We start from the raw sequence: 21,604 nt of genomic DNA, 5'->3' as shown, positions 1-21,604 counted from the left end.
TTTAACAAAAATGGCATTCGTAAACAAATATCTCTGTTGAGTTTAGATAATAATCTAACTTATTATATAGCGCTTTCATAAAAATGTATATATAATAAAAGTTAGTTAAAATACTGGGATGATCTAAAGACAAAAGAGAGGAAGGTAACCAATGAATCTTAACAAGCCCAAGATTGCTGAACAAAGTCCAAAGAAGATCTTTCTTTTCGATATGACATTCAGTTTGATTTCTTCTGATGGACTTTTGCAAACGCAACGTTTAGAAAGAAAATTGACACATTTCTTTCAAAAAGAGCAAAAAAATGTGTCAGTCAAAGTCTATGATTCTAGCCAAATAGACAAAGAAGCAAAGAGAGCAGACATCTTATTGCTCACTCCTTTACTTGGATACGCAAAAGATAAAATAGAAAGTCAGTTCCCTGAAACCCCTGTTTTCGTAATATCTAAGGAAGAATATGGAACTTTGGATGTGGAGAAAATAGTTAGTAAAATGGATGATTAAATCAAATTTTGATTGTTCCTCCATTTTAGCGTTTTAAGAAGTCTCTGCTATGTTCAAATGGTAATTTTGAATGTAGCAGAGTTTTTTACGCAAACAAACATAATTCTTAAAATGAATCTACTTGGATGATTTTTGTCCCCGTATTCTTGATTTCGTCTAATACTTTTTCAGAGCAAAATTTATCAGTGATCAAATAATCAAAGACTGAAATATCAGCAATCTTGAACTTTGATGTCAGTCCGATTTTTCGATGATCAGCAACTAGAATCTTACATTTGATTGTCTGGTTGATCATCATTTCGTTGATTGTTGATTCATTCAATATTTTCGTTGTGACCCCATGTGCGACATCGACTCCGCTGCAACCAATGATACAAATATCTGCATTGATCGAAGAAATCGTATTTAATGCGATATCGCCCACCAGCGCTTCTTTTGGAAAGCGCATCTCTCCGCCAGTTAAAATATAACTGCAATTATCTTTGTGAGGAGAATAGTTGATTTTTACGTTGTTTGTAACGACTGTCAAATGGTTAGATTGAAGAAAATCCAGTGTTTTTAATGCAGTCGAGCTAGAATTAATAAACAATGTATCATAATCGCTAATGTATTTACTAGCTTCTCTGGCAATCGCTTGTTTAATCCTTTCAGGACCAGATTGATCAAAATCAGTCTGGTTTTTGTAATTATAAGAACAATAACCGTAATTGCGGATGATCTCGTTTTTTTCTTCTAATAAATTTAAATCTCTGCGTATCGTACTAATAGATACATCCAGAGATTCAGCTAATTCAAAAGTTGACAATTGTTCGGTTTGCTGAAGTAGTTCCAAAATATCTTTTTGCCGTTTTTCAATATTGACAAGTGAGTTTTTCATGACTGTTGCCTCCTGAAGGACATCTTGATCCATGGATTTATTTGATTAGTTGTTCATTTAAATATTCATATCTGTCTTTATTATACTGAAACGATCATTAATCTTTAAAAGAAAATCATATAAAAGACAAACAGTCATATAAAAGGGTTTTCACGCATGCGGTTACGCATTAAGATTTACTTGTAAGTCGTAAGAATGATATGGGGGGAGCAAGCAAATGAGCAAAACGGTGAATGAAGTGACAAAAGAAAAGTGGCTATTAGAAACATTTCCAGAATGGGGTACGTATTTGAACGAGGAAATCGAATCAGAAGTAGTGCATCCTGGCACTTTTGCTATGTGGTGGCTAGGCTGTACGGGCATTTGGCTGAAAAGTCATGAAGGAACGAATATCTTATGTGATCTATGGTGTGGAACGGGAAAACGCAGTCATGGAAATGGCATGATGAAAAAAGGGCATCAGATGATGCGTATGAGCGGTGTTCAAAATATGCAGCCTAACTTACGGACTCAGCCTTTCGTAATCGATCCTTTTGAAATAAAAAATGTAGACGCTTTAATCGTCACACACATCCATTCCGATCATCTAGATATCCACACAGCTGCAGCCGTTCATCAAAATTGTCCTGAAGCAATATTCATTGGACCAAAAGAAGTGGTTCGCACGTGGCAAAAATGGGGGATCCCTGAAGAAAAAACGATTATCGTGAAACCAGGTGATGCGGTCAAAATCAAAGATATCAATGTAGTAGCTTTAGAAGCGTTTGATCGGACAGCGTTGGTTACTTGTGAAGATCCGGAAGAAGTATTGAAAGGAAAAATGCCTCAGGAGATGGATCAAATAGCAGTAAATTATTTATTCGAAACATCAGGAGGTAATCTTTATCACGCAGGAGATTCACATTATTCCAATTTATTTGCCAAACATGGCAATGACCACAAAATCGATGTCTGCTTAGGAGCCTACGGTGAAAACCCACGAGGGATAACAGACAAAGTTACTTCTGTTGATATGCTTCGCATGGCGGAGTCATTGAACGCAAAAGTAGTGATTCCTGTCCACTACGATATTTGGTCTAATTTTATGGCTGATCCTAAAGAGATTACTGAAATTTGGAAATTCAAAAAGGATCGCTTACAGTATGGGTTTAAACCTTATATCTGGCAAGTAGGTGGGAAATTCATCTATCCGACAAACAAAGATGATCTTGAGTTTAATTTTTATCGCGGATTTGAAGATGTCTTCTCGATTGAAAATGATACACCGTTTCCGTCGTTTTTATAAGAAAGAAGGGAAGTTTCTTGCTGAAATACTTTTTTGACCATCAATTGATTCATTACCCAGATAAAGAAATCACGGATTGGCGTGAAGCTATCGCCGAAAGCTGTCGTGTATTGATTGATAAGAAAATCATTGATCAAACGTATGTTGAAGAAATCATTCATTGTGTAGAAAAATATGGACCTTATATTGTGATTGCACCTCAAGTAGCCATGCCACATTCTTCAGAAAAAAGTGAGGGAGTTTTTGGAACGGCTATTTCATTTACCAAGTTGAAGCAGCCAGTCCGTTTTGAAAGTGAAGATGAGAATGAGGAGAAAACGGCCAGTTTGTTTTTTTCACTCGCAGCAAAAAATCCAGAAGAACACCTAGAAAATATCCAAAAATTATCCGAATTATTAATGACAGATGGATTGGTTGAGCGTCTCATCTCTACGAACTCCATCGATGATTACCAAGTTGTGATGGCGGAATATAATTAATTGATAGAGGAGAAAAAAGATGGGGGAATTTTTGTTAAGCATTTGGACGTATTTTGTAACAAATATCTTGACGCAGCCAGCGTACCTGATTGGTTTTATCGTGTTATTAGGCTATATTTTGCTGAAACGCCCGCTTCATGAATGCATCGCTGGATTCTTAAAGGCAACGGTTGGTTACTTTATTTTGACTGTTGGCTCTGGTGGTTTGGTCAACAATTTTCGGCCAATCTTGGTTGGTCTGAAAGAACGGTTTAATTTGGATGCTATGGTTACAGATCCTTATTTTGGACAAAATGCTGTGGATGCTGGATTAATGGAGACATTTGGCCGTACCTTTGGAGATGTGATGATTTTATTACTGATTGCATTTGTTTTAAATATTTTATTAGTCCGTTTTCAGAAATATACGAAACTGCGATCCGTTTTCACTACCGGAAATGTTCAGGTCCAGCAAGCAGCTACCGCTTTTTGGATTTTACTGTTTTGCTTTCCTGATCTAGGCAGGATACAAGTATTGATATTTATGGGATTGATTTTAGGGTGTTATTGGGCAGTAGCTTCTAACTTAACAGTAGGGATCACGCAGGAATTGACAGAAGGTGCCGGATTTGCGGTGGCACATCAGCAAATGTTCGGAATCTTTATTTTTGCTAAACTAGCTGAATGGATGAAAAAGCGGGATGAAAAGAAAAATCGATCGATCAAGCAAGACAAGAAAATCGAAGATATCAAATTACCAGGATTCCTGTCGATATTTAATGAGAATATGGTTGCTACTTCGTTGCTCATGCTATTTTTCTTTGGGATCATTCTGATTGTACTAGGCAAAGATTATTTGATTCAAGCACAATTCATGCAAGAGGGGCAGAGTTTCTTATTCTACATTATGACGACTTCCTTGAATTTTGCGGTATATCTGGCAATCTTGCAATTAGGTGTTCGGACTTTCGTCGATGAACTAACTCAATCTTTTCAAGGAATCTCAAACACGATTTTACCAGGAGCTGTTCCAGGAATCGATGTAGCCGCTACTTTTGGCTTTGGTTCGCCAAATGCGGTAACGATTGGATTTTTGTTTGGTGCTTTGGGCCAGTTTTTGATGATTGGTTTACTGATTTTATTGAAATCACCAACGATCGTCATAGCCGGTTTCATTCCATTGTTCTTTGATAATGCTGTTATAGCAGTTTATGCCAATAACCGAGGTGGATTCAAAGCTGCCTGTCTATTCCCATTTCTTTCTGGAATCATACAAGTAGGCGGTTCAGCATTATTCGCTACATGGATCGGGATGTCAACATACGGTGGTTATATTGGGATGTTCGATTGGGCGACAGCTTGGCCATTATTTACAGTAGTCATGAAAGTCCTAGGTTATGCTGGAATCGCCGTAGTCGTCATTGGTCTATTGGCTATTCCGCAGTTACAATATCGGAAAAATCCTGAAGGGTATTTCTTGATTGTAGAAGATTATGAAAAATATGCAGAAAAGCAGAAAGCATAAAAGAAATCTGATTAGACAACACTCATAATGGAGGGATTAGGATGAGAATTTTAGTATCGTGTGCAAATGGATCAGGAACCAGCTTGATGATGATGAGAAGTGTAGAAAAAGCAATGAAAGAACTAAATATACCAATTACCAAGATTCATCATTGTGCTATTTCAGAGGGAAAAAGCTCAGCGAGTCAATATGATGTCGTTTTTACACCAGTCAATTTTTTGAATATGTTTACTCAGGCAGAGAAAAAAGGCGTTACAGTTATCGGTATCAAAAATGTGATGTCCGCCAAAGAAATCAGTGAAAAATTTGCTGAAACAACATGGTATCAAAAAAACAAGTGAAAGAAGGAACCAAGATGAGCAGGCCGAATCTACAAATTGCGTTAGATCACAATGATTTAGAACATGCATTAGGCGATGTTATGAAAGTCGGTGATGTAGTAGATATTATTGAAGTGGGAACGATCCTTTGCTTACAGGAAGGACAAAAAGCGATTCGCTGTATTCACAGTATATTTCCAGACAAAAAACTGGTCGCTGATACAAAATGTGCAGATGCTGGAGGAACAGTAGCAAGAAATGTGGCTAATGCAGGAGCAGATTGGATGACAGTCATTTGCTGTGCAACAATGCCAACGATGAAGGCAGCACAAAAAGAGATAGGCGAATTACAAGTAGAACTCTATGGCAATTGGACTTTTGAGCAAGCCAAGGATTGGTATAACATCGGAATCCGACAGGTAATCTACCACCAAAGCCGTGATGCGCTCTTATCTGGTGAAGCTTGGGGTGGAAAAGATTTGTCGAAGGTCAGCAAACTGATTGAACTAGGCTTCAATGTTTCTGTAACTGGTGGATTAAATCCAAACACATTACAATTGTTTGAAGGAATCGACGTGTATACCTTTATCGCGGGTCGGGGAATTACAGCAGCAGAAGATCCAATGAAGGCTGCACAATGTTTCAAAGATGAGATCATTCGTATCTGGGGGTAAGGAAATGGCTCAAATTGGGATTTATGAAAAAGCATTACCCAAAGATATTTCATGGAAAGAACGTTTTTCCCTTGTAAAAGAAATGGACTTCGATTTTATCGAGATGTCGATTGATGAGACGGATGAGCGGTTAGCACGATTAGATTGGTCTGAAGAAAAGATAGCTGAGCTGAGAGAAGAGATGTTTAGCTCTGGAGTACGTATCCATTCGATTTGTTTAAGTGCGCATCGGCGATTTCCGTTTGGTTCTGCTGATCCAGAAAAGAAAAAAGCAGCGAAACAACTAATGAAAAAAGCAATCCATTTGGCGCATAATCTAAGCGTCAAAGTAATCCAAATAGCTGGATACGATGTTTATTATGAAGAGAAATCAATGAATTCCAGAGAAGACTTTATCGAAGGAATAAAAGAAAGCGTAAAGGAAGCTTCTAAATATGGCATCATTCTTTCCGTGGAAATCATGGATGATCCATTTATGAACTCCATTTCAAAATTTTTAGAAATCAAAGAACAGATTCATTCCCCTTTTCTACAAGTATATCCAGACCTAGGCAATTTGTCCGCATGGCCGGAAAATAATCCGGCTCGAGAACTTGAGAAAGGGATCGATTATATCACTGCTATCCACTTAAAAGACACGTATCCTGTAACAAAAGAATATTCAGGCCAGTTTCGTGATGTTCCTTTTGGTAACGGATGCGTTGACTTTCTTGGATTATTGAGACATTTGAAACGTCTAGATTATGATGGAACATTCCTGATCGAAATGTGGAGTGAAAAAAGTCAAGACTTTCGAAGAGAAATCCAGCAGGCAAAAGACTACTTAAGTTCTAAATTGAAGGAGGCTGGCTATGATGTCTTGTGAAGAAAGAATTGCAGCAATGAAACAACGTGTCTTTGAAGCAAATCTGGCATTGCCGCGATACGGATTAGTCAAATTGACTTGGGGCAATGTGAGTGAAGTGGACCGTGAGCTAGGAGTCATTGTTATTAAGCCAAGCGGTGTCCGATATGAACGCATGCAAGCAGACCAAATGGTTGTAACAGATTTGTCAGGGAATATGATAGAAGAAGACAGCTTGAAACCATCTTCAGATCTGCCTACCCATGTTGTTTTACACAAAGCTTTTGAAGATGTAACTGCTGTTACTCATACTCATTCTACTCACTCTGTCATGTGGGCGCAAGCAGGCCGAGATTTGCCAGCTTATGGCACGACCCATGCTGATGCTTTTTATGGAAAGATTCCTTGTACACGCCAATTGACGAAAGAAGAAGTAAAAGAAGCTTACGAAGTTCATACAGGGAATGTGATTGTCGAGACGTTTAAGGAAAGAAAATTAGAGCCAAACGAAGTTCCTGGAGTACTTGTCTATGGACATGGACCATTCACTTGGGGACACTCACCTATAGAAGCAGTAGAAAATAGCCTGATTTTAGATGAAATTTGTTTGATGGCTAAAGAAAACGAGTTGATTAACCCAAATATATGTGAAATCCCACAATATTTGCTAGATAAACATTATTTTCGAAAACACGGAAAGCATGCATACTATGGGCAATAGAAGTTTTCAACTGATAAGGTCAAGAAAAAAAATAAGAGAATTTTAAAGGAGCTGTTGATGAGGACAGCTCTTTTTTGGTGTCCAATAAATCATCGATAACCTTATTTTGTTGAATAACAATGATGTGAAATGAGTAAAATAAATTTTTATAATGAAAAAGAGGAGAATTCAAATGATTTGTAAAAAAATTAGTGATTTTATGAACACTTTATTTTGAAAAAAGAACTAAAAAAATCACTCAATTATTTTGAGTAATTTTCTTAGTTCTTAAATATTTATAGTCTGTGTTAAATAAAATTAAAAATTTATGCCATTTAAACAGAAAAATGACAACTAACAGTTAAATATACTCTAACCTGTATCAAAAACAAATAAAAGTCTGAATATTCAAAAAAAACGGTATGCATTTTTAAAAGGAGATGTATAATCGAGATTGAGAAAGCGTTTTTCTCAAAATTTAATGGATTAGGAAGTGATTATTATGAAAAAATTATTTAGCGCACTTTTTATTCTGTTATTTGGTTTTATTGGTATTGGGTCTTCTGGAAATATAGTTAAAGCTAGCACGATGGTTGAACAAACAAGTGAAATGGCAAAAACTTTTAGTCAATTAACACCAGAAGAACAAAGTTACTTCAAATCCAAAGGATTTAGTGATAAAGATACTTTTTACACTCAAAAGATAGAGCCTCAAGATCCGAAAACACGATTTTCTGCAAATGTATTGAGGTTAACCGCATCTACTAAAAAAATTACTAATACGCAGGGGCAGACAGAATATATTATAACAAGTCCCAATTCGGCGATGTATCGTATTTCTACACGCTTGAGTTTAGGTAGTGCAAAATCATATACTCAAACAGTAAATCTAGCTAATTCTTATGGTTATGGTGGAGGAATGTATTTTACATTTACTGGGAAAAGACAATATTACAGTGTAAAATTAGCTATGCAAGTTTATAATACATTTGGTGTAGGATCAGTCTCTTGCACTGCGGGAGGATTGACAATAGGAAAATGATAATTTCTTACTATGTCTTAAATAGAAGTGATGATGAAGGACTCTTCGTTTTTCAATCATTACATGAGGATACGATGCTAAAAGAGTTTTATAATCGGATTAAGAATAAACAGATAGAAACAAATTTATATTTTTTAAGTGACTCTATCTTGCCTTTTATTAGCAACCCTAAAATTCTTAACTTATTGCAGACAAAAGATTTGAAAAGTTTACCGATTATTGTCATTGATGAGGAAATTGTAAAATATGGCGCTTATTTAAGCGTAGAAGAATTAGAAAAATTAACTAACATTGGAATGAGTATTCAGGAGGATAATGGGGTACATGGAACATAGAATGAATATGCACAGTTGAGAACGGAATTTGACATTTATTTAGTCCAACAGGGTATACCTTATTTAGACACCCAGTTTAAAAACTGTATTTTTTAATTTTGCCATAATAGGTACTTTGAAATAAATCTTTCCACCTACAAAATTAAAAATATTGAAAAAAGTACTGATGAATTTTTATAATCATCGTCACCGTCTAAAGCTAGCGATGATCATAAACTAAAAACTCCTATAAATCAACAAAAGAAGCAAGGTACATTTTACCTGTGCTTCTTTTGTTATTATCCAAGGCTTAGCTTGGTAATTTTGAATTATTCAAAGAGATATCGATTTTCAAAGTTTGAAACATAATCTAAAAAATAAATATCTCTATTATCTAAATGTTCTTGTTCGATGCCTTGTTGTATTCTAAAGTCAATAGCTAATAAACTGCAATTTGTTTCCATAATCCCAAGTGATTCTTCAAATATAATATAAATTGTATCTTTACGTAATCTAGGGAGTGTCGTCGGTTTTTTTTCGTATGACTGATAATATATTTTGCTTTTTAAATTATTTTCTACATAAAATAGGTGAAATTCTATTGTTTTTTCTTTTCGAACATAAATCGAGTTAACTACGTTGATTTTTAACATCTCAAGATGATCTTTATAAACGTTGGAAATAGGGGCCTCTTTTACATCTACCATTTCTTTCAGTGTAGTTAGAGGTTTTTTTCTTTTTTTCACGCAGTGTATTTTTTCTTTATACTTTTCAAAAAGAAAATCCGTATCTAACAATATTCCTTTCCTCCTAAAATGCTATCAATTTATTACTACGGTACCATTGTTTATTAAAGCAGATCTCCAGCCAAACGCAAGATAATAAGCCTGTAAATTCGAAGCAGAGACTTCTGCCTTGGTCTCGTTTGTAGGAATGCTCATCGTACCAACATAGCAAGTTCCAGTGGCAGCCGCAGTTGTTCCTTGGTAAAAATTATTCACATTAAAGTAAGTATATGGATTTAGCCAACTTAAATTCGTTACTCGGATATTGTTCGCACGCCATATATTAATTGAATCTGTACCTGACCAAGCAATATATAATTGACAGGTAGTTCCGCTCATTCTAATTATATATCCTGAAACAACGGTAAAACCTTTAGGCAAACTATTATTATCAAGTTTAGCATACTTTTCGTTATTTAAGTTTGTTATAGCCTGATCTATAGGAATGTTTGAAGGTAAATCTTTTCTATTTATTATTGTCGTATCAAGATTGATTTCATTAGAATGCTCTACTTGATCACCATATACAATACTTTGAGTACTAATGCTCACGAATAGAGCACTGAAAAGACAAATAGAAATTCTAAAAAAAATTTTTCTAATATTGGTAAACTTTTTTTCACGTAAATTCATTGCCTTATCCTCACTATTTAATATTTTTGTAAACGTTTACAATATGTAGACTACATAAATTAAATTAAATATTAATGTGATAATAATATTTTTGTAGTTAGTATAACAAACAATATCTTTAATCGATTAAATAAAGAGGTATAGTATAATGAAATACAAAAGTTGAAGGCTATTGAAATTATAGATATTCATTCCTATAAATAACCTGGTGTAAGAGGGAGCATTTACCGTTAAAGTAACTGAAATAATAGAGGCTTTTTTAATTGAAGTAATAGATGTGCACTGGAGCAAGCTAAATTTTAAAAAATTATGGATCAAGACTAAAATAACAGATATAAGTCAAAAAACTTGTTTATGATCGTATAACCAAAAGCGAACCCACGTTTGTATAATGTAAAAAAGAATGGAGTGTTATTTATGATGGATTATTCAAAAGACCCAGTAAATGATTACTTTTTGATCGATATGAAATTTTATTCCAGCGTTGAATGTATAGAGAGAAATTTAGATCCATTAACAACTGAGTTAATCGTCATGAGTCGAGCAGACAATACAGGAGAAGGACTCATTTTAGCTTCTTCACCAGCTGCAAAGAAAAATATGGTATTTCTAATGTCAGTAGACCAAGAGATCTACCGTAGCCATTTTCTAAAACGTTACATGTCGTCTCACCACGCATGAATCTCTATATTAAGCGAAACATGCAGGTAAACAATATCTTTAGAAAATATGTAGCAGACGAGGATTTATTGATTTACTCGATCGATGAATCGATCCTAAAAGTGACCAGATCACTGAACCTTTTTACGACTGAAGGAACACGAAGTCAACGGAGAAAGAAGCTGGCTCAAATGATCCAGGAGAATATTAAAGAAGAGCTAGGATTGATTGCTACAGTAGGTGTCGGCGATAATCCTCTTTTGGCTAAACTAGCCTTAGACAATGAAGCAAAGCATAATGAAGGATTTGTTGCGGAATGGACGTACGAAAACGTTCCTGAAAAAGTATGGAATATTCCTGTAATGACAGACTTTTGGGGCATTGGCTCTCGAATGAAAAAAAGACTCAACCAAATGGGTATCATGAGTATTAAAGACTTAGCTAATTGGAATCCATACACTATTAAGAGCCGTTTAGGTGTGATTGGCTTACAGCTGTACTTCCATGCTAACGGGATCGATCGAACAGATATAGCGATACCGCCAGAGCCAACTAAAGAAAAATCATATGGTAATTCACAAGTTTTGCCTAGGGATTACACCAGGAAAAATGAGATTGAACTAGTCGTAAAAGAAATGGCGGAACAAGTAGCCATTCGTATCAGACAGCATAATTGTAAAACAGGATGTGTCCATTTAAACATTGGTACGTCGATCTTAGAGACCAGACCAGGATTCTCACACCAGATGAAGATACCTATCACAGATAATACAAGAGAGCTGCAAGACTATTGTTTGTTCTTATTTAACAAATACTATGAGGGGCAAGAGGTCCGCCACGTCGGAATCACCTACAGCAAGCTAATTTATACAGATTCTCTTCATCTGGATTTATTTAGTGATCCACAAAAGCAAATTGACGGAGAAAATTTAGATAAAATTATTGACAAGATTCGGCAAAAATATGGTTTTACGTCGATTGTACATGCTTCTTCGATGTTAGAAACTGCGCTAGAAGCATTACTAGAAGCACACTTGTTGGTGGTCATGCGAGCGGAAATGGGGGATTAAAAATGATTGATTACAATGATCGTGGACGTTTAAAGTGGGCAGGATTCTATTTATCAGATCACACGGAAGAAATTGATGCGGATAATGAACAGCGAGCCAATCAAAACTTAGCAAAAGAACAAATGACGACTGAAGAGATTGTGGAAGTATTGAACGCTGCAGTCATAAAAAATAGATCAGTATGTATCCAAAAAGAAGAGCGAGTCGTTGAGGGTTATTATCCAGAAGATATTATCTATCGGTAAGATTTTAGGAAGTGATAGGTTGGGGATCTATATAGGTACACACAAAGTATATTATAATGAAATAAGTCATATTGAGTTTTGCGGGAAACAGATATATTTTAAAATAACCACAAGTCTATTTTCTGTCATCGACTTGTGGTTAGAGTGTTTAAATCTGCAAATCTTCAGGATAAATGGCAATAGATGGGTAGTGTGATTTATTTTCTAACATCTCATTTAGGTTAACTGCATAAATCATGAAAAAGTTATCTGGTTCTTTTTCTATTAACTTTTGATAAACTTGCTGTGTTTTTTCTTTATCTTTAGAAACAAACACTATACTGGTTACTCCAATTTTTTTCGAATCAGCTTTCTCGACGGATCCCTTCATAATTACTTTTAAATCACTTTTGGACTCCAATGCGTCTTTAATCCAATCTATATTACTCATCCAATCACCTCAATATAATATTTTTGTTTTTTCACGATATGCTATAAAAATGCTAATAAGTAACGTAAAAAATAACAATGGTACTACCAATAATAGAATCTATTTTTATTGCTACTGGATTATTGTCGCCGTTGGTTACGTAAAAAGCGTGATACACAAGCTGCATATGCATTTCTAAAGCGCCTTCTATTAGTAGTGCTTTCCATAAGTTACAAAAAGCGGATCTATATGAGAAGACAGAGCATCGAACAGTGAAGTATCTCAACAACTTAATTGAGCAAGATCACCGTCCAATTAAGCGTTGGAATAAATTTTATCAAAGTCTTCGAACGGCTTCAGCCACGATTAAGGGCATGGAAACGATTCGCGGAATCTGTAAGAGAATCCGAAAAGAAGGGCTTCTTTTTGGCTTTTCGGGCTAATCAGTGCTAGCTTCATGATTATACTAAGTCTGTTTGGATTGATTTGGTTTAGAAAAACACAAACAGAATAATAAGTAAAAGAGACAGCAATCACAACTTGATAATGGTGATCGCTGTTTTTTATTTAATAGAGAAGGAAGATACGTTTTGCTAAATAATGAAAGCATTGTATTATTAGATGAAGAATTGTATATGAAAGGAAGAAAAAAATGAATGTTGATTCCCTTATGATTGATGAGATTTCTGAATTATATAAGAGCGTTGGTTGGACGCAGTACACAAAAGACACTACAAGGTTAGCTAGAGCATTTGAACAATCTGAATCTCTAATAAAGCGTAATGGGGAAGGAAAGGTTGTCGGAGTCGTTCGTTGGATCACTGATTTTGCGACAATCGCATTTATTCAAGATATCCTCATTCATCCGAGCTATCAGCGCCAAGGAATAGGCAAAGCGCTTTTGAATGAAGCTTTGGATAAGATCACCAGTTATGGACCAGTCCAAATCGAATTATTGACAGATGATACTGAGAAAACAAAAAAATTTTATGAATCAGTAGGATTTGTTCAAGTAAAAGAAATGGATGCTGTTTCTTATATAAAGGATACTAGAAGATAAGAGGGACTTTTTGGTAATGACAAATACTATGTATAACGTAAAAAGAAAAAATTGGAGGATAGATTCAAGTATCATTCAATCTATCCTCCAATCCTCGTCTATTTTATTTGTTTATTTACTTCTTTATCAAATACTATTTTTTGTAAATTAGGACTAATATAAAAAATGAATACATGATTTTTTTTTAAAGTAAATGCTATACGATAATTTTTTTTATCAATATTGACTTTCATTTCGTATATTCCCTTTGCCGAGCGTGTTCGTACTGGTTTTATACGAAAAAAATTATGGTCTAAATGCTCTATGATTTTTTTAGAAATAGTTTTTTTGTATGCGAGATGTACCTCTTGAGGAAATTGTTCCAATAGTTCACTGTCAAACTCAACAGTATAATTCATATTTTGCTTCCTTTCTATACGGCTTAAAGTGTTGGAATAAGTCATTCATTAGTTTTTGCACTGTTACTTTTCAATGATGGTTACAACTGCTTTGCCGCAAGTCAGTTCTTTTTCCAGCTCGCTCTTTATTTTTATGGCACATGGTTTGGAAAAAGGTGCTGCTTCTTTCCATGAACCAAGTAAAGGATACTCATTACTCATGCCTTTCACATATTGTTTATTTTTGACACCTTTTGTTTTTACTTCTACATAATACATTTGATCATCTTCTTTCTTGCTGTTTTTAGTTCATATTCAAATATATGTAAGCGAAAATGATTATGTATCTATATCTTTATGATAAATAAAAAGAATCAATTTAAAAGTTTTTTTCACTCGATATAACTAATTTGAATAATACATATAATAAAAACGGATAGAATCTGTTGCTTTATTGAATCACTTGTTTTGAATAATCAATAGACAAAAGCTATCTCTAAACGTACTTTGTAAAATAATATCATTTAAAAATTATTAGTTAATCGTTAAATATAATAAATTAAAATAAGCCTATAACTATTTATTTTGGTTATTGCTTTTCTTTTTCACATATTATTAAGTAAAAAAATTAGCAGTATCTGTAATATCAGAAGAGGACGATCACCATTTTAAAAATCATGATTCTATCTTAAGAAAAGAGAGTAGGTTCTATAATAATGATAAAAATATTTTATGTTCTGTTAATTGGTTGTATCACTATATTGAGTGGCTGTACAGCTACTACAGAAGGTCAAACAAGCATACCTAAAAAAATATCTCTTACACAAAAACAATTAGATAGAGCAGATAGGCTGTCAGGACATTGGTTTTATCATGAAGAAGATACTAGATTCCATATCGAGATTACAAGTGACCATATCAAAGTAAAAAAGAAGAAGACAGAAAACAAGGAAGAGGAAACAATTTATAGCATCTATAATTATGAAAATGAAAATGGAAAGATAAGCATTTATGGAACAACGGATAAAAGGGAATTTTATATTTCTGAAGCAGATACTGATACAGTTTATATCGGGGGTGGGATAGCAGACATAGAAAGTGCTTGGCGAGTTAAAGCACATAAGCAAACTTTAGAATAGAAATTTTATTGGTATCTTTTTCTAAGAAATAGTTAGTGGCGAGGAAAAGGGAGGAGATAAATAAATACTGTATGGATTATTATCTGAATGATCAAGAAACTATTTTTTAGCTTAGAGAAGATTTTAATAATAAAAATGGATAAGCTTCTTAATCATTCGGATAACATCTTATGTGGATTTCAATGATGCTTATAACTAACGTAATAAAAACCTGAAACAAAAATAGCTCCGCCGATGATATTTCCAATATAAACAGGAATAAAATTCGAGAGAAATTCTAACCAAGTCGCTTGACCTTCAAATATGGCAGCAGGTATCACAAAACAGTTGGCCACACTATGTTGGAAACCAATTGCCACAAAAATCATGACTGGAAACCAAATCGTTAATACTTTGCCGGCCGCATCTTTTGCCCCATATGATAACCATAACGCTAAACCAACAAACCAATTACAACCTATTCCAGACCCTAATGCTTGCCACCAAGAAACAGCGATTTTATGATCAGCAATATGGATCACTTGGTCGAGATAGACACCTGAATGAGTTAAACCAACAAAGTGTCCAAAGAAGTAGGCTACGAAAATTGCCCCAATAATATTTGCAAAAGTAATCACTGACCAATTCTTAACCAGCTGTAAGAATGTGACTTTTTTATCCATAAAGGCGATCGCCACAGCCATCATATTTCCGGTGATCAATTCACCACCGCCAAGAAGGATGACCAGCAGACCGATAGGGAAAACCGAGGCACCAACTAAACTAGTCAAGCTAGCCATAGATTCTGGGATAGAAGCAGAGACCCGTACGTATGCCAAATAACCTAGAGAAATCATGGCTCCTCCGATAAACCCTAGAATCAGTTTAGCTAAGATAGGTTTTTGTATTTTTTTTGCTCCAAGATGAATACTGATTTCCATAATTTCTTCTGGTGTGTGCATGATACTTCGACGCCTACTTTCTTAATGAGTTTTCATGTGATGAAATATAGTGAAAAGATTCGCATTTTCCTTGTTGATTATATCATCTTATAATTTATATGTGCATATTATTGTAAAAATTTTTATTTAATCACATTGGATTCTAAAAAAGAAACAAAAATAAAAGTTATGTATATAGTGGTCAAAAAGTAAATAATATCAGTTATCAAATTTCCTGTAAATTTTCTTGAAATTATAGCATATTATTACTTTAAAACAATCTATATTTTTTATAAAAAAGGAAATGAATAAATTATGATAGGAGAGAAAAAATGTCAAAGTCTAAAAAAATATCACCATAATTGGTTTAGGGCTATCTGCATATTTATTTACAGAATTTGTTTATAGACATGTGAATTTATTTGCAGAACCTTTATTCGCATTATATGAATCAAATTCCTCAATCGTCAGAGAACTTGCTAATTTAATGATAGCCTTGCTGTTTACTCCCGCGTTGAGGATCATAACTATTTTGGTCTGTTTAGTGCTCTTATTTTTCGTTAATAAAAAGAAATAACGTAGTATTTCAAAAGACAAAGAAGTGTGATAATGATTGCTATAGTATGTTATACGTGGTGCTAGGTAAGTGAGAATAAACAAAAAAACTGTAGAACAAAGAAAATTTTTTGTCTACAGTCTGAGGTGGTGACATATCTTTGTCACCACCTTTTTTTGTCGCACAAATAATTAATCGGATATTTTATGTTCATGTTTTTTGTGTTCAACGAGTATTGATAGGGAAAAGATACATTTTAGATGCTTTTAACTGTTAATTTACAAAACAAGGTAAACGAATAGAAAAATGAAAAAATAGATACGGAAGAATATGTTTGATTAAAAAATGCCATGAAGAGAAGGAAGTTGATGATACATGAAAAAAATATATTCAAAGGAAATCGATTGTTTTAGAGGCATAGCTGTTTTAGCAGTGATATTTTATCATTTGCCAAATAGTAAGCTACCAGGCGGATTGCAAGGAGTAACGATCTTTTTTGTGGTTTCTGGTTTTTTAATGGCTAAAAATACGATAAGAGATGAAAAAAACAGACAATTCAGTTTTCTACATTTTTACTATAAGCGTATCAAACGTATTTATCCATTTTTACTGTTTTCTTTGGTCGTATCCATTTTCATACTAGGGATCAGCAACATTCGATTGATAGGAAATATTCGTAGTGAGCTACCTAGTTTGATTTTTGGCTATAACAATTGGTGGCAGCTGAATCAAGGCGTATCTTATTTCGACTCTTACTTTAATGCTTCTTTATTTAAACATTATTGGTCGCTTTCCGTTGAGCTACAATTTTATTTGATTTGGCCATTTTTGTTTATTGTCATTAAACGTATGAGGAGAAAACAAGTGTTTTACTTAATTTATACATTGATTTTTGTTTCTATTCTTTTTAGTTTGTTTTTACCTTCAGCTAAGGCGTATTATCATACGGTGGCTAAACTTTTTCCATTTTTATTAGGAGTTTGGGGGTATTTTAATCGAATAACTATTGGCCGTTTCTTTGAACAAAATAGTTTTAGTAAAATCTGGCTTTTACTACTAGCTAGTCTTTGTCTGATCCTGTTCCCGATTTTTCCTTATACACTAAATGAACTACTGATTAGTATTTGTTTTGCTTTATTGTTAGCCAGTGTCGATGATGTGAATATTGCAAAAAAGACCAAAATCGCTAGTACAAAACTTTCTTTTGTAGGAAAAATCAGTTATGAACTTTATTTGGTGCATTTTCCAGTATTGATTGCTCTGACAAATCTATTCAAACATTATCATTTGAAATATTTGGATATCGCAGGTTTATTCACTGTGTTTTTGTGTACGTTACTCATGATTACTTTCTTTAGAAAAGGAGTGCAGAAGATGAGATCACCCAAAATTTGGACAGCTATGGCACTAATGATAATCGGAGTTTCTGTACTGGTATTACGTGCTCCTGCAAATCGACTGACCGCTGACCAAAATCAATTGCAAAGTTTATTAAAAGAAAACTCTAGTAAAGCAAATGCAGGAGAAAATCTGTTGTCACAAGAGAAGAAAATATTATTTATCGGTGATTCTGTTATGCTGGGGGCGTATCAGGAACTGAAAGAGACATTTAAAAAAGAAGCATTGGTAGACGCAAAAGAGTCAAGACAAATCACTGCGTTACCAGAAATCTTAAAGGAGCATAAAGATTTAGTTTCTTACCAACAAATAGTGATCGGGTTAGGAACCAATGGTGTGTTAACAGATGATGCTATAGAACAAACCATGTCTTTGCTCAAAGATAAAAAAGTATACTGGGTAAATATAAAAGCTCCAACTGGCTGGCAAGATACGATAAATGCCACATTAGCTAAATTGCCAAATCAGTATTCTAATATAACGATGATCGATTGGTATAGTGAAAGCAAAAACCATCCTGAGTTTTTTTATGGTGATGAAACCCATTTGAATGAAAACGGACGTACAGCTTATGCAAAGTATATTGCTTCAGTGATCCAATAAGGTAGTGATCATCAGTTATTTAAAGATAGATTGAAATCCCGCTTTTTCTTATATCAGAAAAAACTTCTTTTGTCTTAAAGGCAATTAGTATTTGAGAAAATCTTTTGAAACAAAAGAAAAATATCAGGCTCTTTTTTCCTTTAGAAGTTAAGAGCCTGATATTTTTGTTGTTTCGATTATAAATAGCATATTTTTATGATAAATGATCTAAAATAAATTGATAATATTCATCATTTATTTTTGTACCAAAATTATTTTTACTACCGCCAGTTGTATGGACAGCGATAATCTCATTTTTTTCATTATAGACTGGGGAACCGGATTGTCCGCCCTTTGTGTCCATATCATAATAGACCCTAGTATTTGTTTGCCCCGTTACTTTTCCTTGTGCTGTCCACATCGTTCCCCATGTTTTGTCACCGGGAAAGCCAGTAGTAGCTAAACTAACTCCGTTTTCAACAGAATTAGATAGCTTAAGAGGCAATACTGGAACTACTTCACCGATGCTCTTACTGTTCAAACTATCTACAGTGATTACTGCTATGTCTGTATCAACACCAGCATGATCAATATAACTTTGAGGAATATGCACAGACTTGATTTTGAATTTACCGTACGGAAGTTTAGCTCCATTTCTTCCAGGAATGACATAAATACTGTCCTTATTCGTATTTTCAAGTATCTTCTTTACAACATGTGCAGCGGTCAATACGGTATTCTTTCCAATAACTGCGCCGCTACCCGCATTGCCGTCTGCTGCTACGAAGACCATACTATTATAAGGTTCAGCTTTTGTATCCGTGATTTGAATGCGTTCATCTGTTCCTATGATGGAACGAGGCTGAATATTTAAATTACTAGTACCTGTAACAGCATCTGCAACTCCTCCGCCTATTAATCCACTGAATAACCCACTGAATAACCCACCAACCAACATAATCAATAACAAACGATTCTTTTTCATAAATAACCTCCTTTATGTTTGATATGATCAGTTTATAACGTAGTGATTTTTTTCACAAAAGAAATGCACTTTTATTTTTCCAAGCAAAAGAATCGTTTTCTTGTCAAAGTTTTTATTTATTCCAAAAATTTCAGTTATTACGGAATCATTTTGTGCTTAATAAAAAGAAACCGTTTTTATATACTGTAAGTGTAGAAAGAAAGGCGGTAGGAAAATGAAAAAAATTATTGCAATCACATCCTGTCCAGTTGGCATTGCCCATACATACATGGCAGCAGAAAACTTAGAGAAAGCGGGAAAAGCTGTTGGCGCCGAGGTAAAAGTCGAAACACATGGTTCTATCGGTATCGAAAATGAATTGACTGCAAAAGATATCGAAGAAGCAGCTGGTGTAATCATCGCAGCGGATACTAAAATAGATAAATCACGATTTGGCGGCAAACCATTGATAACCGTAGGCGTGCAAGAAGGAATCCATCATGCAGATGAATTGGTAGGAGAGATTTTAGCAGGAAAAGCGCCAATCTATAAAAGTACAGAGACAACTATTTCTGCCGAAAATAAAAGTGAATCAGAAAATTTAGGTAAGAAAATCTATAAGAGTTTGATGAATGGTGTTTCATATATGGTACCATTCGTAGTTACAGGAGGATTATTGATCGCAATTTCATTAACATTGGGCGGAACAGCGACACCTGAAGGAATCAAGATACCAGAAGGAACGATTTGGGCAACGATGAATAGTATCGGAAGTATTGCTATGGGGTTGATGGTTCCAATCTTATCTGCATTTATTGCGCAAAGCATTGCAGATCGTCCAGGACTTGTTCCTGGATTTGTTGGTGGGATGTTAGCAGCAAATGGCGCATTATATGGTAGTGATGCGAATGCGGGGTTCTTAGGCGGAATCATCACTGGATTTTTAGCAGGTTTCATTGCTTTAGGAATCAAGAAAGTACGAGTACCGAAAGCTTTACAATCGATTATGCCAATCATTGTTATCCCAATTTTAGGATCATTGGCAGTTGGTTTTGTGTTTATCTACGTTATTGGAGAACCAGTAGCTCTTTTATTTAGTTCGCTGACTCACTTTTTAGCAGGGATGCAAGGAGGAAGTGAAATTGTTTTAGCTATGATCTTAGGAGCAATGATTGCTTTTGATATGGGTGGACCGTTCAATAAAGTAGCCTTTCTGTTTGGATCTGGCTTGATTGCAGAAGGAAATTATTCCATCATAGGTCCAATTGCTGTAGCTATCTGTATCCCTCCGTTAGCATTAGGATTGGCATCATTGATATTGAAAACCAAATTTACAAAAACAGAACGAGAAGCTGGTAAGGCATCCTTAGCAATGGGGCTGTTCGGGATCACAGAAGGTGCGATTCCATTTGCTTCAACAGATCCATTACGAGTGATTCCAAGCATTGTAGTCGGAGCGATGACAGGAAGTGTCATCGCGATGCTTTCAGGAGTGACAGATCATGTCGCTCATGGCGGTCCAATCGTAGCAGTTTTAGGAGCAGTCGATCATGTAGCCATGTTTTTTGTAGCAGTGGTTGCAGGTATTGCTGTCACCGTGTTAATGTTAAGAATCTTGAAACCAACATTACAACATACTGCAGTTGCTGCAGCAAATGGGGTAGCGGTAGCGGATTTATCAGAATCTGAAACAAGTGATGTTTATACGAAAACTGAAACTTTTGATTCTATCACGGATATTATGTCAGATGAAGCAATCGTTCTAGGAGAAACAGCAACAACAAAAGACGGAGTAATCGAAGATTTAGTCCAACGTTTAGAAAAGACAGCGGCGATCACAGATAAAAACGGGTTTAAAGAAGTCATCTATGATAGAGAAAAGGAAAGTACGACGGGAATCGGCATGGGAATCGCTATTCCACACGGAAAATCAGCTTATGTTCGTAAACCAACAGTGGCTTTTGCCAGAAGTCAAGATGGAGTAGAGTGGCATTCTTTAGATGGAAAACTTGCACATATGATCTTTATGATTGCTGTACCTGAAAACAGCCAAGGAGATATGCACTTGAAAATACTGCAACGTCTTTCACGTAAATTGATGGATGATGATTTCCGTCAAGCATTGATGGATGCGCCAGATAAAGCAGCGGTTCACCAATTATTAAGTGAAATGTAATAACATAAGATGAAAAATCGACCGTGATGAGACATAATAGATGTGTTATCATGATCGATTTTTTATTTGGAAGGGAGTTTCTGCTTATT

22 protein-coding genes and 3 pseudogenes are annotated in these 21,604 nt (G+C 34.9%); 17 read left to right on the top strand and 8 right to left on the bottom strand.

Features of this window, described 5'->3' with window-relative positions:
• Positions 1-151: 151 nt before the first annotated feature.
• Positions 152-502, top strand: a complete 351-nt coding sequence (locus IGJ53_RS09470; protein ID WP_010732843.1) for a hypothetical protein — start codon at positions 152-154, stop codon at positions 500-502.
• A 106-nt stretch (positions 503-608) separates the two neighbouring features.
• On the opposite strand, the gene IGJ53_RS09465 is transcribed toward IGJ53_RS09470, so the two are convergent.
• Positions 609-1,379, bottom strand: a complete 771-nt coding sequence (locus tag IGJ53_RS09465) for a DeoR/GlpR family DNA-binding transcription regulator (protein ID WP_002372906.1) — start codon at positions 1,377-1,379, stop codon at positions 609-611.
• A 217-nt stretch (positions 1,380-1,596) separates the two neighbouring features.
• On the opposite strand from IGJ53_RS09465, the gene ulaG reads away from it, so the two are divergent.
• The 9 genes from ulaG to IGJ53_RS09420 all read left to right on the top strand — a co-directional run bounded on the left by ulaG (position 1,597) and on the right by IGJ53_RS09420 (position 8,562).
• Positions 1,597-2,664 carry an L-ascorbate 6-phosphate lactonase gene (ulaG, locus tag IGJ53_RS09460; RefSeq protein WP_010732842.1) on the top strand — a complete coding sequence of 356 codons (1,068 nt, stop codon included), beginning with the start codon at positions 1,597-1,599 and terminating at the stop codon, positions 2,662-2,664.
• Between the two features lie 17 nt (positions 2,665-2,681).
• Positions 2,682-3,143: a PTS sugar transporter subunit IIA gene (locus tag IGJ53_RS09455; protein ID WP_010732841.1), complete on the top strand. Its 462-nt coding sequence runs from the start codon at positions 2,682-2,684 to the stop codon at positions 3,141-3,143.
• A 19-nt stretch (positions 3,144-3,162) separates the two neighbouring features.
• On the top strand, positions 3,163-4,647 hold the full coding sequence (locus IGJ53_RS09450; RefSeq protein ID WP_010732840.1) for a PTS ascorbate transporter subunit IIC: 1,485 nt from the start codon (positions 3,163-3,165) through the stop codon (positions 4,645-4,647).
• Positions 4,648-4,688: 41 nt separating this feature from the next.
• The gene (locus IGJ53_RS09445) at positions 4,689-4,988 is read left to right on the top strand and encodes a PTS sugar transporter subunit IIB (protein WP_002292382.1); all 300 of its coding nucleotides are present in this window, start codon (positions 4,689-4,691) and stop codon (positions 4,986-4,988) included.
• A 14-nt stretch (positions 4,989-5,002) separates the two neighbouring features.
• Positions 5,003-5,641: a 3-keto-L-gulonate-6-phosphate decarboxylase UlaD gene (locus IGJ53_RS09440; protein WP_010732839.1), complete on the top strand. Its 639-nt coding sequence runs from the start codon at positions 5,003-5,005 to the stop codon at positions 5,639-5,641.
• 4 nt (positions 5,642-5,645) lie between these two features.
• Positions 5,646-6,506 carry an L-ribulose-5-phosphate 3-epimerase gene (locus IGJ53_RS09435; protein WP_024636575.1) on the top strand — a complete coding sequence of 287 codons (861 nt, stop codon included), beginning with the start codon at positions 5,646-5,648 and terminating at the stop codon, positions 6,504-6,506.
• Positions 6,496-7,206 (top strand): L-ribulose-5-phosphate 4-epimerase AraD, encoded by a 711-nt coding sequence (araD, locus tag IGJ53_RS09430; protein WP_259742285.1) that lies wholly within the window; start codon positions 6,496-6,498, stop codon positions 7,204-7,206. Before IGJ53_RS09435 ends, araD begins: the two co-directional genes overlap by 11 nt.
• A gap of 481 nt (positions 7,207-7,687) precedes the next feature.
• Positions 7,688-8,227, top strand: a complete 540-nt coding sequence (locus tag IGJ53_RS09425; protein WP_010732836.1) for a hypothetical protein — start codon at positions 7,688-7,690, stop codon at positions 8,225-8,227.
• On the top strand, positions 8,224-8,562 hold the full coding sequence (locus IGJ53_RS09420; protein ID WP_002317041.1) for an arsenic metallochaperone ArsD family protein: 339 nt from the start codon (positions 8,224-8,226) through the stop codon (positions 8,560-8,562). Before IGJ53_RS09425 ends, IGJ53_RS09420 begins: the two co-directional genes overlap by 4 nt.
• Before the next feature lie 308 nt (positions 8,563-8,870).
• Here the strand turns inward: IGJ53_RS09420 and IGJ53_RS09415 are convergent, their stop codons facing one another.
• Positions 8,871-9,338, bottom strand: coding sequence for a hypothetical protein (locus tag IGJ53_RS09415; RefSeq protein WP_010732835.1), 468 nt, complete (start codon positions 9,336-9,338; stop codon positions 8,871-8,873).
• Between the two features lie 24 nt (positions 9,339-9,362).
• Positions 9,363-9,959 (bottom strand): hypothetical protein, encoded by a 597-nt coding sequence (locus IGJ53_RS09410; protein ID WP_010732834.1) that lies wholly within the window; start codon positions 9,957-9,959, stop codon positions 9,363-9,365.
• 417 nt (positions 9,960-10,376) lie between these two features.
• On the opposite strand from IGJ53_RS09410, the pseudogene IGJ53_RS09405 reads away from it, so the two are divergent.
• Both IGJ53_RS09405 and IGJ53_RS09400 read left to right on the top strand, forming a co-directional pair.
• Positions 10,377-11,691, top strand: a pseudogene (locus IGJ53_RS09405) (Y-family DNA polymerase); the annotation flags it as partial.
• Positions 11,692-12,013, top strand: a pseudogene (locus IGJ53_RS09400) (hypothetical protein); the annotation flags it as partial.
• A gap of 69 nt (positions 12,014-12,082) precedes the next feature.
• Here IGJ53_RS09400 and IGJ53_RS09395 read toward each other — a convergent pair.
• A complete protein-coding gene (locus IGJ53_RS09395) occupies positions 12,083-12,364 on the bottom strand; it encodes a hypothetical protein (protein ID WP_010732831.1) in 282 nt (93 codons plus the stop codon).
• A 132-nt stretch (positions 12,365-12,496) separates the two neighbouring features.
• Here IGJ53_RS09395 and IGJ53_RS09390 point away from each other — a divergent pair.
• Together IGJ53_RS09390 and IGJ53_RS09385 are read left to right on the top strand one after the other, a co-directional pair.
• Positions 12,497-12,786 (top strand): annotated as a pseudogene (locus tag IGJ53_RS09390) (DDE-type integrase/transposase/recombinase); the annotation flags it as partial.
• 209 nt (positions 12,787-12,995) lie between these two features.
• Positions 12,996-13,403 carry a GNAT family N-acetyltransferase gene (locus tag IGJ53_RS09385; protein WP_010732830.1) on the top strand — a complete coding sequence of 136 codons (408 nt, stop codon included), beginning with the start codon at positions 12,996-12,998 and terminating at the stop codon, positions 13,401-13,403.
• A gap of 98 nt (positions 13,404-13,501) precedes the next feature.
• Here IGJ53_RS09385 and IGJ53_RS09380 read toward each other — a convergent pair whose 3' ends face one another.
• Both IGJ53_RS09380 and IGJ53_RS09375 read right to left on the bottom strand, forming a co-directional pair.
• On the bottom strand, positions 13,502-13,801 hold the full coding sequence (locus IGJ53_RS09380) for a hypothetical protein (protein WP_010732829.1): 300 nt from the start codon (positions 13,799-13,801) through the stop codon (positions 13,502-13,504).
• Positions 13,802-13,864: 63 nt separating this feature from the next.
• Positions 13,865-14,059, bottom strand: a complete 195-nt coding sequence (locus IGJ53_RS09375; RefSeq protein ID WP_002292375.1) for a hypothetical protein — start codon at positions 14,057-14,059, stop codon at positions 13,865-13,867.
• Positions 14,060-14,496: 437 nt separating this feature from the next.
• On the opposite strand from IGJ53_RS09375, the gene IGJ53_RS09370 reads away from it, so the two are divergent.
• Positions 14,497-14,919, top strand: a complete 423-nt coding sequence (locus IGJ53_RS09370; RefSeq protein ID WP_010732828.1) for a hypothetical protein — start codon at positions 14,497-14,499, stop codon at positions 14,917-14,919.
• A gap of 179 nt (positions 14,920-15,098) precedes the next feature.
• Here the strand turns inward: IGJ53_RS09370 and IGJ53_RS09365 are convergent, their stop codons facing one another.
• A complete protein-coding gene (locus tag IGJ53_RS09365; protein ID WP_010732827.1) occupies positions 15,099-15,860 on the bottom strand; it encodes a formate/nitrite transporter family protein in 762 nt (253 codons plus the stop codon).
• Between the two features lie 910 nt (positions 15,861-16,770).
• On the opposite strand from IGJ53_RS09365, the gene IGJ53_RS09360 reads away from it, so the two are divergent.
• Positions 16,771-18,396, top strand: a complete 1,626-nt coding sequence (locus tag IGJ53_RS09360) for an acyltransferase family protein (protein ID WP_438750127.1) — start codon at positions 16,771-16,773, stop codon at positions 18,394-18,396.
• A gap of 193 nt (positions 18,397-18,589) precedes the next feature.
• Here IGJ53_RS09360 and IGJ53_RS09355 read toward each other — a convergent pair whose 3' ends face one another.
• A complete protein-coding gene (locus IGJ53_RS09355) occupies positions 18,590-19,360 on the bottom strand; it encodes a trypsin-like serine peptidase (RefSeq protein ID WP_438750125.1) in 771 nt (256 codons plus the stop codon).
• Positions 19,361-19,574: 214 nt separating this feature from the next.
• Between IGJ53_RS09355 and IGJ53_RS09350 the strand changes: the two genes are divergently transcribed.
• Positions 19,575-21,515 (top strand): fructose-specific PTS transporter subunit EIIC, encoded by a 1,941-nt coding sequence (locus tag IGJ53_RS09350; RefSeq protein ID WP_438750123.1) that lies wholly within the window; start codon positions 19,575-19,577, stop codon positions 21,513-21,515.
• The last annotated feature ends 89 nt before the right edge of the window (positions 21,516-21,604 follow it).

It is taken from the genome of Enterococcus sp. DIV1283b (assembly GCF_051710965.1).
In the GTDB taxonomy this organism is placed as follows: Bacteria; Bacillota; Bacilli; order Lactobacillales; family Enterococcaceae; genus Enterococcus_B; species Enterococcus_B lactis.
The sequence above is the reverse complement of the archived record's forward strand: the minus strand, read 5'-3'. Positions and strand labels throughout refer to the sequence as shown.

What these genes read in the sequence shown, in the direction of transcription:
- IGJ53_RS09470 (WP_010732843.1), top strand. Translation starts at nt 152, where the DNA reads ATGAATCTTAACAAGCCCAAGATTGCTGAACAAAGTCCAAAGAAGATC.
- IGJ53_RS09465 (WP_002372906.1), bottom strand. Translation starts at nt 1,379, where the DNA reads ATGAAAAACTCACTTGTCAATATTGAAAAACGGCAAAAAGATATTTTG.
- ulaG (WP_010732842.1), top strand. Translation starts at nt 1,597, where the DNA reads ATGAGCAAAACGGTGAATGAAGTGACAAAAGAAAAGTGGCTATTAGAA.
- IGJ53_RS09450 (WP_010732840.1), top strand. Translation starts at nt 3,163, where the DNA reads ATGGGGGAATTTTTGTTAAGCATTTGGACGTATTTTGTAACAAATATC.
- IGJ53_RS09445 (WP_002292382.1), top strand. Translation starts at nt 4,689, where the DNA reads ATGAGAATTTTAGTATCGTGTGCAAATGGATCAGGAACCAGCTTGATG.
- IGJ53_RS09440 (WP_010732839.1), top strand. Translation starts at nt 5,003, where the DNA reads ATGAGCAGGCCGAATCTACAAATTGCGTTAGATCACAATGATTTAGAA.
- IGJ53_RS09435 (WP_024636575.1), top strand. Translation starts at nt 5,646, where the DNA reads ATGGCTCAAATTGGGATTTATGAAAAAGCATTACCCAAAGATATTTCA.
- araD (WP_259742285.1), top strand. Translation starts at nt 6,496, where the DNA reads ATGTCTTGTGAAGAAAGAATTGCAGCAATGAAACAACGTGTCTTTGAA.
- IGJ53_RS09425 (WP_010732836.1), top strand. Translation starts at nt 7,688, where the DNA reads ATGAAAAAATTATTTAGCGCACTTTTTATTCTGTTATTTGGTTTTATT.
- IGJ53_RS09420 (WP_002317041.1), top strand. Translation starts at nt 8,224, where the DNA reads ATGATAATTTCTTACTATGTCTTAAATAGAAGTGATGATGAAGGACTC.
- IGJ53_RS09410 (WP_010732834.1), bottom strand. Translation starts at nt 9,959, where the DNA reads ATGAATTTACGTGAAAAAAAGTTTACCAATATTAGAAAAATTTTTTTT.
- IGJ53_RS09395 (WP_010732831.1), bottom strand. Translation starts at nt 12,364, where the DNA reads ATGAGTAATATAGATTGGATTAAAGACGCATTGGAGTCCAAAAGTGAT.
- IGJ53_RS09385 (WP_010732830.1), top strand. Translation starts at nt 12,996, where the DNA reads ATGAATGTTGATTCCCTTATGATTGATGAGATTTCTGAATTATATAAG.
- IGJ53_RS09380 (WP_010732829.1), bottom strand. Translation starts at nt 13,801, where the DNA reads ATGAATTATACTGTTGAGTTTGACAGTGAACTATTGGAACAATTTCCT.
- IGJ53_RS09375 (WP_002292375.1), bottom strand. Translation starts at nt 14,059, where the DNA reads ATGTATTATGTAGAAGTAAAAACAAAAGGTGTCAAAAATAAACAATAT.
- IGJ53_RS09370 (WP_010732828.1), top strand. Translation starts at nt 14,497, where the DNA reads ATGATAAAAATATTTTATGTTCTGTTAATTGGTTGTATCACTATATTG.
- IGJ53_RS09365 (WP_010732827.1), bottom strand. Translation starts at nt 15,860, where the DNA reads ATGCACACACCAGAAGAAATTATGGAAATCAGTATTCATCTTGGAGCA.
- IGJ53_RS09360 (WP_438750127.1), top strand. Translation starts at nt 16,771, where the DNA reads ATGAAAAAAATATATTCAAAGGAAATCGATTGTTTTAGAGGCATAGCT.
- IGJ53_RS09355 (WP_438750125.1), bottom strand. Translation starts at nt 19,360, where the DNA reads ATGAAAAAGAATCGTTTGTTATTGATTATGTTGGTTGGTGGGTTATTC.
- IGJ53_RS09350 (WP_438750123.1), top strand. Translation starts at nt 19,575, where the DNA reads ATGAAAAAAATTATTGCAATCACATCCTGTCCAGTTGGCATTGCCCAT.